Genomic DNA, 12,615 nt, shown 5'->3' with positions numbered 1-12,615 from the left:
CTCCTTTTTAATATAAATGACAAGCAATAATATGTCCGGCCTCAATTTCCTTTAAGGTCGGCGAAACGGTCCAGCATTTTTCCGTAGCGTGCGGACATCGCACTGCAAATCGACAACCAGGCTTAGGATCAATCGGAGAGCTTATCTCTCCTTTTAACAAAATCCTCTCCGGTTTATTATGAATCCTAGGTACAGGTATAGCAGATAAAAGAGCCTTTGTATAGGGATGCAATGGATTCAAAAAAAGCTGCTCGGAAGAAGCCTTTTCCACGGCTTGTCCCAAATACATAACCATAATTTCATCAGAAAAATAATTAACTACCGATAAATCGTGAGTTATAAAAATATATGTCAGTCCTAATTTTTCTTGTAACTCTTGCAACAAATTTAAAATTTGAGCTTGAATCGATACATCAAGGGCAGAAACCGGCTCATCGCAAACGATGAATTTAGGATTTAAGGCAATTGCCCTTGCAACACCAATTCTTTGCCGCCTCCCACCGTCCAGCTCGTGCGGATAGGCATTAAATAAACGAGGCGACAAACCGACCGTATCCATTAGCTCTTTTACTCGCTCTTCAAATTCTTTTTTATTTTTACACGTTTTATGAATCTTCATTGGGTTGCCGATTAAAGAAGCTACAGTTCTTCGAGGATTTAGCGAGGCAAAAGGATCTTGAAAAATAATTTGCATTTTCTGCCGTAATTTTCTCATTTCGCCTGCGTTTAATTTTGCAATATCGGAATCTTCAAAGAATACCGAACCTGAAGTCGGTTCCAATAAACGCAAAATAGTCCTGCCCAACGTCGATTTACCACAGCCGGATTCACCTACAACTCCTAAGGTTTTTCCTTCATCTAAAGAAAAGTTTATATCATCAACAGCGTGCAGCATTCCCTTGGGCGTTTTAAAATATTTTTTTAAGTTTGAAACTTTTAAGATTTCCTTGCTCATTTTTCAGCCCTCCTTTTCATATCTGCCATCAACTTAAAATCAAAAAGATTTTTGTATGTATCCTCATATGCCAAGCAGGCAACATAGTGGCTGTCATTTAATTGAGAAAGAGATGGTAAGTTTGTTTCACATTCAGATTTTGCGTAGGGACAACGCGGAAAAAATGAGCAGCCTGCCGGCAAGTTTGTCGGATCAGGCATTAAGCCCTTAATTGGTCGTAGGGGTTCATGCCGATTTTCGACATCAGGTAAAGAATTAAATAAACCTTCCGTGTAAGGATGCTTAAAATTATCAAAAATATCTTCCAAGTTGCCCTTTTCCACAATTCTTCCGGCATACATAATTGCAACTTCGTCACATATATCAGCAACAACTCCAAGGTCGTGGGTAATCATTAAAAGAGAAGTTTTATAATCCTTGCGTAACCGCTTCATCAAATCGAGAACTTGAGCTTGAATTGTCACATCTAAAGCTGTGGTTGGCTCGTCGGCAATAAGAAGATGAGGATTACAGGCTAGAGCAATTGCAATAATAACTCGTTGTTTCATTCCGCCTGAAAATTGATGAGGATAATCACCTGCCCGTTTTGCGGAGATGCCAACCATTTCAAGCATCTTGCCTGCTTCGATTAAAGCCTCTTTTTTATTAAGATCTTGATGCTTAATAAAGCATTCCGCTATTTGATTTCCTACCTTCATAACAGGATTTAAGGATGTCATCGGATCTTGGAATATCATAGAGATTTGATTTCCGCGAAGTTTCCGCATTTCTTTTTCCGGTAAACTGAGCAGATCAACATCTTCTTGAATTATCTTTCCGCTGTCAACGGTACCGACAGGTTCCGGCAACAAGCCCATTATAGCCAAGGCGGTGGTAGTTTTTCCTGCACCTGTTTCACCCACCAATCCCAGCGTTTGCCCCGTTTTAAGTTGAAAGGTCAAATTATTTACAGCCTTGACTACAGCTGTATCTGTTTTGTAAGAAACCGATAAATTTTGTATATCTAAAGCTAATTTTTCTGTCATTACGATATCCTATTGTTTGAGTTTTGGGTCTAATGCGTCTCTAAGACCATCGCCTAATAAATTTATCGCCAAAGCCGTGATAGCTATTGCTAAACCTGGAAATACAATTAAATATCCCGAATTCTTAAAGTATTGTCTTCCATTGGAGAGCATTGCACCCCATTCGGGGGTTGGTGCTTGAACTCCCAATCCTATAAAACTCATTGACGAAATTGTAAGGATTGCACCTGCTAATGCAATTGAGTACTGAACTATGATGGGCGCCAAACTATTAGGTATAACTTCTTCAAAAATAATCCGCCAACTGCTTGCACCGTTCGCCTTAGCAGCTTCAATAAATTCGTAACTCTTTACAGATAAAACTGAAGCTCTCGCGATTCGAGCAAAGCGGGGCATTCCTGCAATTGCAATTGCTAATATAAGGTTTACGCTACTTGTTCCCAAGGCGGCTACAACCGTAATTGCTAAAAGCATATTAGGAACAGCTAAAAAAACGTCCATAATCCTCATTATAATTGAATCTACGATGCCTCCGAAATATCCTGCAATAGCGCCAAATAAAGACCCTATAAAAGTGCCAACAGTAATAGAAATTACAGCAACAATTAACGAAATTCTTGAACCATGAATTAACCGCGCTAAAACATCACGTCCAAATTCGTCTGTACCTAAATAGTGTTCTGATGACGGAGGTTGTAGCGTAGCATCGTAATTGGGTTTTATTGCCATTGTTTCATAATCGTATAATTGATCGGCAAAAATTGCCAATAAAACAATAAACATTACTATTACCATCCCGACAAGGGCGGTCTTGTTTTTTCTAAATCGACGCCAAGTTTCGGTAAATAAACTATTTTGCTTAGGTGGTAGTGCTTGAGTTTGTTTTTCCATAATCTAGACCTCTTTATTTAAGCTTTAATTCTCGGGTCGATAATACCATAAACCAAATCGACCAATAAATTTACAAAACTGAATGCAATACAAAAGCAGGTAATTGACCCCATAACTGCCGGTATATCTTTACCTTTAATTGCACTAATCATAAAACTGCCGACGCCCGGAAGAGAGAATACTGCTTCTATCACAACCGATCCTGCCATCATTGAGCCAAACTGCAAACCTGCAATTGTAACTACAGGAATGAGAACATTTCTTATTTCGTGTTTATTTACTATTTCTCTTGGGGTTAGCCCCTTAGCTTTTGCTGTTCGCACAAAATCCGTGCGTACAACTTCCAGCATAGCAGACCGTGTCATTCGCATAATATTTGCGGCACAAGAAATTCCTACTGCAAAGCACGGCATAATAAACCCCTTAAAGCCTGATAGGCCCTGTGATGGTAACCAGCCCATTCTCAGAGAGAAAAACATAATCATCATTAATCCGAACCAAAATGACGGCATTGCAATACCAAGCATACCTAATACTGTAACAAATCCATCAATGAAGGAATATTGTTTTAAGGCTGAAATTGTTCCCAAGGGTATGCCGAATAACAGTGCTATCAGCATTCCGCCAAGGGCTAATTTTATGGTAATGGGGAATCGTTGGATAACCTCCCTAAAAACATCGCGATTATTAAAATAAGATCGACCTAAATCCCCTTTTAACATATTACCAACATATCGAAAATATCTAACAAAAAAAGGATCGTTAAGCCCTCTTTCAACTCTCCATCTGTCAATACTTTCTTGGGGAGCCATTTCTCCGAGAGCTAATCTAGCAGGATCGCCAGGAGATAAGTCCAAAACAAAAAAAATCAATAAGGTTACACCTAAAATAACCGGTACTAAAAGAATACACCGGTTTAGCACATACTTTAACATTTACATACTCCCATAAAAACTATAAAACCTAACCAACCGGTTTGCTGGAACTTTTTTAAGTACCGGTCGGTTAAGTACAAATCCAAGCAAACTTACAAAAGCTTCACACTTTTGTAAGTCGTTGTAAAAATTCAACAACTTTTCACAAGCAACTACTTGACAGTATGTAATTTATCGAAGTTATGCATATAAATACTGGATACATCAAAACCTTCAATATTTTTACGCATAGCTATAAAGCCCATATCCGAGCTAAAGCCTATAATAGCACATTCTTCTGCAACAACTTTGGCAATGTCCATGTAAGCTTGTAGTTTTTCATTATTGTCGTTGGTTGTAGAGCCTTTTTCTAAAAGTTCTTCTATCCTCGGATCCCAAAAACATGCGTAATTATATCCGCCAGCTGCAACTGTTGCCTTACTGAATAAGGGACGATATGTATTATCTGGCTCTGCATTTGCAGACCAGCCTGCAAACGAACTTTGATGTAATCCTTTGCCGATTCTTTCACTGTACATAGATCTTTCAACTTGATCTAATACCAATTCTATACCTACTTCACGGCAAGCCGCTTGTACAACCTGCAAAGCTCTAGCCTGAGATTCATTTCGGAGCGTACAAGTGAATTTAAACCCGTCCGGTTTTCCTCCTTCTTTTAATTTAGCTTTTGCTTTTTCAAGATCATACTCATATTTTTTTACATCAGGAGTGTAACCCAAGGCTGCAACACCTATACAAGAGTAATTAGGCACAGCATAACCGTTACTTTGAATTTTAATAATTGCATCTCGGTCAATACAGTGAGCAACAGCTTGTCTTAGAGCCTTATTATTAAAAGGCTCCTTTGTTACATTAAAAGCAATACCATTTAATGTTGTAGTAATATATTCTTCCATCTTCAAATTTGAATTAGCTTTAATATCTTTTACAGAGATAGTGGGTACATCTAGAAGAACATCAATTTCGCCAGCTTCAAGAGCTACCATTCGGGATGTTTCTTCGGGGATGACTTTGAAGATTAAACCTGGCGATTTTGCTTTTTCCCTCCAATAGTTTTCATTTCTTGCCAGCTCAAATTGACTGCCAAGAGTCCACGATTTAAAAGTAAAGGGGCCTGTACCGATTACTGTTTCTGAATTTTCCATTTGTTTTCCTGCAGCATCTAAGGGTTCGACAACTTTTTTGCACATAATTGAGCTGCCCATGTGAGATAGCGAAGAAATCAAGGCAGAAGACGGGGTTTTAAGATGAAGAACAACCTTTAATTTGTCTATAACTTCTATATCACCAACCATTGCAATTAGGTGACCAACCTTGCCTGATTTCTTTTGTCTGTCTAAAGAGAATTTAACATCTTCAGCTGTTAAAGGTTCTCCATTGCTAAAGGAAATTCCTTCTCGTAACGAAATTTCAAGCGTTTTGGGATCTTTGTAAACAAAATCCTTTGCAAGCCAATTTTCAAACTGCATTGTTTTATTGTTCAGTTTGACTAATGTTTCAAAAACATTTCTGGTAACACTTGCAGAAGAAACGTCATTGTGTAGATGCGGATCCAAAGAAGTTATATCAGATGTTTGGGCAATTACGATAAATCCATCTACAGAGTCTTGATTTGCCTGCTCTGCATTATTACCTCCGCAGCTGATAAGACAAAAAACCATCGTAAAAATTAACAAAGTCGTTAATATCCTTTTCATTTTATACCTCCAGATACAATAAAATAAGTTCATAAAAGAACTAAAATTTAACTGAGAAAAAGGTAAGATAATTATCAATACATTTTTCTCAGTTAATTTATTTTAGCATAGATTTATAAATTTGGCAAGAAAAATTTTTTTTCTAAAAAAAATTAATATATTTTTACTCTGCAAATAAAGGAAATAGTGAATCGGATAAATAATTATCCTAAACGAATGTTTGGATATAAAACAGACAATCAAATGTATACATACATTTTAGATTTTTTTTTTGCAATACCTCTTATAATTTATACTTTTTGATGCGGTTGCCTTAATCTCTTGACGTCAAAATGATATTTATAGTATTCTTGTATTGTCAACAATAATTGACAATTGGAGGAAAATATGAAAAAAATGTATTTAAAATTTTTTTTATTGTTTGTTTGTTTTGGTGTACTATTTGCAGGCGGAACCAAAGAGAAGTTGGAAAAGGATAATTTTAATGTAAAAGTTGTCATGCCGTCAGGAGCTCCTGCTGTGGCTCTTTCAAAACTTGTGTATGAAAAGATGCAGTTTGATAATTCTAAAACTGAATATGAGGTTCTTTCCGGTCCTGAGCTCTTACAGGCAAGAGTTTTATCCGGTGAAGCCGATATTGCAATTGTGCCGACCAATCTTGCATCGGTTTTATATTCCAAACAAAAAAATATAAAATTATTGGCTCCCATTATTTGGGGAAATCTTTATGTGATAAGTTCCGAGACTATTTCTTCTGTCAGTGATTTAAAGGGAAAGACTCTTTATTCTTTTGGAAGGAATAATGCTCCCGATTTAACGGTTCGCGAAGTTCTGAAAAAGAATGGAATTGATCCTGATAAGGATGTGAGCTTTGAGTATGTAGCGGCCGCAAGCGATATTCCTCCGGCCTTTATAAGCGGAAAAGCTAAGTTTGCTGTTTCGGCAGAGCCCTCTCTCAGCATGATTATGACAAAAAAGCCCGGCACCAAGGTAATCGCCGATATTCAGGCAGAATGGAAAAAGTTTTTTGACGGAGCTTCGTATCCGCAAGCCTCTTTAATTGTTAATTCCGAATTTGCAAAAAAGCATCCTGAGTATGTAAAAGCTTTTTTGGATAAGGCTAAAGAGTCGTCTGAATGGGTAAATACAAACCCTCAAAAGGCTGCCGAGTACGCTTCTCAGATTGCAACATTGCCCCCGCCTCCTATTTTATCGAAGGCTATCCCAAAATTGAACATAGCTTTTGTTGAGGTTGAAAAAGCAAGACCCGCTGTAGAAGCTTATTTGAAGGTTTTAGCTGAAACAAATCCTAAATTTATAGGCGGAAGTTTGCCTGATGATGCTTTTTACTACAAGGCAAAATAAGTTTAAAATTTATAAAATAGGCGGAGTCTTTTTTTGTCTCATCCTTTGGGAGCTTTTTGCACAAATATTAAAGGCTCCGCTTATTGTTCCCCCTCTTAAAGAAATAGTAACTGCCTTTGTTCTTATTATAAAAACTCAGGAAACCTATGTTTTTATTTTAAGCTCGCTTATTAGGGTTTTTATAACATTGGCCGTCGATTCACTTATTGCCTTTGCATTCGGGATAATTTCCGGTTTAAATAAAAATATAGAAGACTTTTTGTCGGCTCCCGAAAGTATTTTAAAATCCAGCCCTACAATAGCCGTTTTGCTCTTAGCCCTTATTTGGTTTAAATCAAACATGACACCCATTTTTGTTGCAAGCTTGATAGTTCTCCCTATTTTGTATAGGAACATTGTGGACGGCGTGAAAAACATAGACAAGAATTTAATAGAAATGTCTTATGATTTTAATGTCCATTTCGGTAAAAGATTAAAAAGTTTATACCTGCCCTGTATCAGGCCTTTTTTAAAAAACGGTTATGTTTTAAGCACAGGCTTTGCCGTAAAGGTTGTTATAATGGCTGAGGTTTTGAGTCAGCCGAAATACGGCATCGGTTCCGCTTTTCAGACGGCTAAGGTTCAGCTTGAGACAGCTTCTATCTTTGCATGGACAGGGATAGCCGTTTTACTTGCAGCCCTTTTGCAAAGGGGAGTAAAAAAAGTTTTTCTGCACTATTAAAATTAGCTTTCTTTTCTATTTTTAGTATGCTTGACTTTTCCATATAAATATAGTAGATTACTCACAGCTTGGGGATGTTCCGGTTTCGACCGGAAAGACGGAGGCTTAAGCTGCAGGCGGAGTGCCGATCTCCTGATTCGGCAAACACTATAACTGCCGAAAATAACGACAGTTTCGATTACGCCTTAGCTGCATAATCGCGGAATCTGCTTTGCACTGCTCCGAGCGGGGCATGATTCCGACGCCAATCGGGGCTTGCTTTTTAGCGGTGTGCGGACGTTAAAAAGGACTTTTTCTGCACTGAGGATTCGACGCTTTCGGTGCTGCTACCGGATCCCGACAACTACCTCGCACCGATAAGCCTGTAGACGCTTCTGATTCCCTTTTCGGGACGGGGGTTCAATTCCCCCCATCTCCATCAGCGTTTTTAAGATTCAATACCGCGTCTTGCCTGTACACCGTCATTAAAGTAATGTTTTATCATCTTCATTTCCGTTACAAGGTCGGCGGCTTCAATTATCTTTTTGTTTGCATAGCGGCCTGTCAAGATGAGCTCGACCGTTTCGGGCTTGTTTTTGATGATGTGCAGGATGCGTTCAATGTCAAAAAGACCGTATAAAAGGGCAACATTGACCTCTTCCATGATTACGACATCGTAGTCGCCTGACATAATTATCTTTTCAATCTTATCCAAGCCTTCATTTGCCCTTTGGATATCCTTTTCTGTAGGATCATTATGAACAAAGTGAGCTTCTCCATATTGCTCTATTTCAAGATTGGGCAAATATTCGGGAGCTTTTAGCTCGCTGTAATTCATTCCCTTTAAAAACTGGCCTATATAAACCTTGTATCCGGCGCATACAGCTCTTAGGGCAAGTCCGAAAGCCGCTGTCGTTTTTCCCTTACCGTCTCCGGTATAAACTTGTACATAACCTTTTTTCATATTTTCCTCCAGAAAAATTAAGCAAATTCGGTATGTCTCAATTATACCGATTTTTGTTAAAGATACAATTACACGCCGTAAAATAGCCATATGAGTATATAACCGATGACTACTGCAATTAATGTGTAGGGAACGCTCATCTTCATAAATTCACCGTTTTTTACCTGGTGGCCTTCATTTCTTAAAATACCTAGGGAAGCAATATTTGCAGATGCCCCAATAGGTGTTATGTTTCCTCCAAGCGTTGCTCCTGAAAGTAGACCGAAGAACAAAATAGGCGAAGCAACATTTAGTCCCTGTGAAAGGATTTCGATGATGGGTATCATTGCGGCAACATATGGAATATTATCTACAAAAGCCGAAATTAAAACCGAGCCCCATACGATGATTGTATAAATTAAAAATACATTTGAACCTAGAGTCAAAAACCAGTCGGCAATGGCTTGTATAACTCCGGCCTTTGTAACGGCTGCGATTACCGTAAAAAGCCCCATAAGCAAAAAGAGTGTTTCAAGGCTGAGTTCTTTTTTTACAACCTTTAAAATATCGAGTTTTTTTGTTTTTATGATATTGTAAAGAATACCGACAATCATAAGCCCTGTACAAATTAGGCCGTTTATTGTTTGCGGTTTTTTGTCCTCGGGCAAAAATGAGGCTCCTATCATAAGAACAACCATTACAAGAAGCAGCATTGAGGGGAAATAATCAGTTACTTTGGTAAGTTCAACCTTATCCGGCTTTTGGTTCGCCTTGCGGAAAATAAAGTAGATAATTCCGGTGGCTGCCACTGCTGCAATTTCAACAGCAAAGAAAAGAGAGGGTTTTCCCAAGTACCAGAAGAAGTCAAAGAAGGTCATGTTCAAATGGCTTCCCAAAAGAATTGAAGTTGTATCTCCTACCAAGGTCGCTGCACCTTGAAGGTTTGCCGAAATTGAAATAGCGATTATGGGCTTAACAGGTGACATATTCAGTTTTTTCGATAGGACAATTGCAATGGGAGCAAGCATAAGTACCGTAGCCACATTATCCATAAAAGCCGAAATAAAACCGGCGAAAAGGGATAGACATACTATTATCCATTTTACATTGGGTACGTTGTTTATGATTTTATCTGCAATGCGTTGAGGCATCTTAGATTCGGTAAAGAGGGCGACCAAGCCCATTGTTCCTGCAATCATTAAAATAACATTCCAATCTATTGCAAAAAAAACTTCATTATAGGGCAAAATTCCTAAAATAACAAAGATGAGGGCTGACGAGCAGGCAACTATGGGTCTGTAATTGGTCAAAGTAATCATCAAAAAATAGGTTAGACCGAATAGTACAGCCGCTAAGATGAGGGGATTTGTAAGCATAGATTATATCTCCTAAAAGGAGAATTATTACACTAAATGAAGCTATTTGTCAACATATAGCAAATTTTTCTTACTGTTTTATTTTGATTAGACGCAAGATATCCTTCATTGTTGAACCCAAATCAGTCTCGGCTGTTTTTTGTGCCTGGCTGAAGGGAACAGCAAGGCGGTTTATGCTGAATACGGCAGAGACCCCCATATCATAAACAGGTTCTATTCCGCTTTCCGCATCGCCTACTACGGCTATGACAGGGACGTTTTTCTTTTTGGCTCTTTTGGCAACTCCTACAACGACCTTTCCCCTTAAACTTTGACTGTCCAATTTTCCCTCTCCCGTAAAAACAAATGAGGCTTCATCGAGCTTTTTATCGAAGTCAACGGTATCAAGGACAATTTCTATGCCCATTTTTAATTCGGAACCTAAAAAAATTAGATTGCCGTAGCCCATTCCTCCGGCCGCCCCTGCTCCGGGAATTTCAGCAGCTTTGGAACGGGAATTAAGAGCTTCGGTTCTTTCCGCAATTAAAGCCAGGTGTTTAAGGCCTTGGTCAAGTTCTTCAACCATTTTAGGGTCTGCGCCTTTTTGAGGGCCGAAGATGTAGGCGGCTCCGTTTTTCCCGAAAAGAGGATTATCTATATCGCACATGGTTGTAAACCTTGCTTTTTTTACAAGGGGGTTTAAGCCCGACATGTCTATGCGCTCAATGTTTTTTAATGTTCCGCCTGTAGGAACAAAACTTTTGCCTTCCCTGTTAAAAAACTTTACTCCCAAGGCAGCCGCAGCTCCGCAGCCCCCGTCGTTTGTAGCGCTTCCGCCCAAGCCGATTATAATTCTTGTACAGCCATTTTCGAGAGCATCGGCTATGAGTTCCCCTGCCCCGTAGGTTGTGGTAAGAGAAGGGTTGAGCCTCCCCATGGCAAGGGGGAGGCCTGCACAGGCGGCCATTTCAATTACGGCGGTTTTTTCGGCATTCGGATTCTCATTTTTTAAAATACCGTAAAAGCCGTCCATTTCTTCAAAAAAAGGATTTTTCACTTTAACCGTTTTTTTTATTCCGCCTGCGGCTTCTAAAAAGGCATCGACACTGCCCTCTCCTCCGTCAGCTACAGGGATTGAAAGAGTTTCTGCCTCAGGCAAAATCTCTTTTATCGCAGAGTTCATCAAAGTGCAGATTCGGGCCGAGCTCATTGTTCCCTTAAAGGAGTCGGGGATAAGCAGTATCTTTTTCATAATATTAACCTCTTTTTAATTAAATATCCTTTATTATAAAAAGAAGGATATGATAAATATGCCTATAATCGCGGCAATACCGATTACAAGGGTCATAAGAGTTTGAGTCTTGTATCCGTCCTCCGCCTTTAAACCGCCGAAGTTGGTAACTACCCAGAAATAACTGTCATTTGCATGGGAAACGGTCATCGATCCGGCTCCTATTGCCATAACGGTTAAGGCCGATAGAGGTACAGTCGCAAGCCCTAAGGGAGCCATAAGGGGAGCAAGGATACCGGCTGTAGTTGTAATTGCAACAGTCGAAGAGCCTTGTGCCGACTTTAAAATAGCAGCCAAGAGGAAGGGGAAGAAGATGCCTACTGTCTTTAAAACTGCAGCGTGTTCGGTAATATAAGTTACAAGACTGGAAGCGGCTATAACCTTTCCTAAAACACCGCCTGCAGCAGTTACAAAGAGGATGGGACCTACAACCTTTAAGGTTTCATTTGTGAGGGTAGAAAAATCCTCTGCTCTTTTTTGACTTGCAAAGAGCACAACTCCGAATAGAAGTCCGACTGCTAAGGCTATAATCGGAGCGCCGAGAAATTTTAAAATATCGGCACCTATACCGGTCATCTTTGCCATAGAAGCAACCGAAGAAAGAGCCATGAGGAGAATGGGCACAACAATAGGTGCTATGGCGCTAAAACCGTTCGGAAGGGTTCCGTAACTTGCAACCAATTCTTCATAGGATTGAGAAACTTCATTTGTAGAACTGTCATCCGAGGCCTTTACCTTAGTTCCTATATATCTTGCAAAAAAATAACCTGCAATGAGGGGGAAGATAGAAGCCAAGGCTCCCATACCGATTACTAAAAGCAGATTGTTTCCTATGCCTAGAGTATTTGCGGCTGCAATCGGCCCCGGTGTAGGCGGAATAAATACGTGGGAAATATACAAACCTGCCGATAAGGCCACGGTCATGGCAACGCTTGAAATCCTTGTTCTTTGTACAAGGGCTTTTCTTATCGGGTTTAGAATAACAAAGCCGCTGTCGCAAAATACGGGGATTGAAACTATCCAACCCATGATAAGCATGGCAAGCTCAGGATGCTTTTTGCCTACAACTTTAATAACCATGTCGGAAAGCTTTAAGGCTGCTCCTGTTTTTTCAAGGATTGTTCCGATTAGGGCTCCAAGAATAATAACAATACCGATACTTGTAAAGGTTCCGCTAAAGCCGGCTCCGATTATGCCGGGAATCTTTACCAAGGGGATTCCTGCAGCCAGAGCCAAAAGAAGCGAAACGCCCATAATCGATAAAAAGGGATGAATTTTCAGCTTTGAAATAGCGAAAATCATAAGAGCAATAGCAATAACAAATGTGATAATAAGTGCTATACCTTGCATATAAACCTCCTAAGCATTTACATAAATGCAAGAAAAATTATATCATATAAATGTTTGGAATGCAAATTTAAAAGAGATTATTATTTTTCTTCTAGCTTTCAACTTGGT

At 39.3% G+C, this 12,615-nt stretch carries 11 protein-coding genes and 1 other RNA gene; 3 read left to right on the top strand and 9 right to left on the bottom strand.

The features are described 5' to 3' along the window. Positions 1–7: 7 nt before the first annotated feature. The 5 genes from E4O04_RS01230 to E4O04_RS01210 all read right to left on the bottom strand — a co-directional run bounded on the left by E4O04_RS01230 (position 8) and on the right by E4O04_RS01210 (position 5,503). Entirely contained in the window at positions 8–955 is a 948-nt protein-coding gene (locus E4O04_RS01230) for an ABC transporter ATP-binding protein (protein ID WP_253686194.1), read from the bottom strand. Continuing rightward, positions 952–1,980, bottom strand: a complete 1,029-nt coding sequence (locus E4O04_RS01225) for an ABC transporter ATP-binding protein (protein WP_253686196.1) — start codon at positions 1,978–1,980, stop codon at positions 952–954. Before E4O04_RS01225 ends, E4O04_RS01230 begins: the two co-directional genes overlap by 4 nt. 9 nt (positions 1,981–1,989) lie before the next feature. Then, positions 1,990–2,871 carry an ABC transporter permease gene (locus E4O04_RS01220; RefSeq protein ID WP_253709172.1) on the bottom strand — a complete coding sequence of 294 codons (882 nt, stop codon included), beginning with the start codon at positions 2,869–2,871 and terminating at the stop codon, positions 1,990–1,992. Positions 2,872–2,888: 17 nt separating this feature from the next. Beyond that, a complete protein-coding gene (locus E4O04_RS01215; protein WP_253686200.1) occupies positions 2,889–3,806 on the bottom strand; it encodes an ABC transporter permease in 918 nt (305 codons plus the stop codon). A gap of 152 nt (positions 3,807–3,958) precedes the next feature. Continuing rightward, positions 3,959–5,503 carry an ABC transporter substrate-binding protein gene (locus tag E4O04_RS01210; protein ID WP_253686202.1) on the bottom strand — a complete coding sequence of 515 codons (1,545 nt, stop codon included), beginning with the start codon at positions 5,501–5,503 and terminating at the stop codon, positions 3,959–3,961. A 387-nt stretch (positions 5,504–5,890) separates the two neighbouring features. Here E4O04_RS01210 and E4O04_RS01205 point away from each other — a divergent pair, with 387 nt between their 5' ends. The 3 genes from E4O04_RS01205 (at position 5,891) to ssrA (ending at position 8,010) form a co-directional block, all read left to right on the top strand. After that, positions 5,891–6,868 carry an ABC transporter substrate-binding protein gene (locus E4O04_RS01205; RefSeq protein WP_253709170.1) on the top strand — a complete coding sequence of 326 codons (978 nt, stop codon included), beginning with the start codon at positions 5,891–5,893 and terminating at the stop codon, positions 6,866–6,868. Beyond that, entirely contained in the window at positions 6,840–7,589 is a 750-nt protein-coding gene (locus E4O04_RS01200) for an ABC transporter permease (protein WP_253686206.1), read from the top strand. The genes E4O04_RS01205 and E4O04_RS01200 overlap by 29 nt, the downstream gene beginning before the upstream one ends. A 70-nt stretch (positions 7,590–7,659) precedes the next feature. Then, positions 7,660–8,010, top strand: a transfer-messenger RNA (tmRNA) gene (gene ssrA, locus E4O04_RS01195). 6 nt (positions 8,011–8,016) lie between these two features. On the opposite strand, the gene cobO is transcribed toward ssrA, so the two are convergent. The 4 genes from cobO to E4O04_RS01175 all read right to left on the bottom strand — a co-directional run bounded on the left by cobO (position 8,017) and on the right by E4O04_RS01175 (position 12,507). Next, a complete protein-coding gene (cobO, locus tag E4O04_RS01190; protein WP_253677668.1) occupies positions 8,017–8,532 on the bottom strand; it encodes a cob(I)yrinic acid a,c-diamide adenosyltransferase in 516 nt (171 codons plus the stop codon). A 68-nt stretch (positions 8,533–8,600) separates the two neighbouring features. Then, a complete protein-coding gene (locus E4O04_RS01185; RefSeq protein WP_253709168.1) occupies positions 8,601–9,887 on the bottom strand; it encodes an ArsB/NhaD family transporter in 1,287 nt (428 codons plus the stop codon). A 70-nt stretch (positions 9,888–9,957) separates the two neighbouring features. Further along, positions 9,958–11,118: a glycerate kinase family protein gene (locus E4O04_RS01180; RefSeq protein WP_253709166.1), complete on the bottom strand. Its 1,161-nt coding sequence runs from the start codon at positions 11,116–11,118 to the stop codon at positions 9,958–9,960. Positions 11,119–11,151: 33 nt separating this feature from the next. Continuing rightward, positions 11,152–12,507: a GntP family permease gene (locus E4O04_RS01175; RefSeq protein ID WP_253709164.1), complete on the bottom strand. Its 1,356-nt coding sequence runs from the start codon at positions 12,505–12,507 to the stop codon at positions 11,152–11,154. Between the last annotated feature and the right edge of the window lie 108 nt (positions 12,508–12,615).

This window comes from Treponema sp. OMZ 799, assembly GCF_024181365.1.
Classification (GTDB): Bacteria; Spirochaetota; Spirochaetia; order Treponematales; family Treponemataceae; genus Treponema_B.
This window is presented reverse-complemented; position numbering and strand designations above follow the sequence as displayed.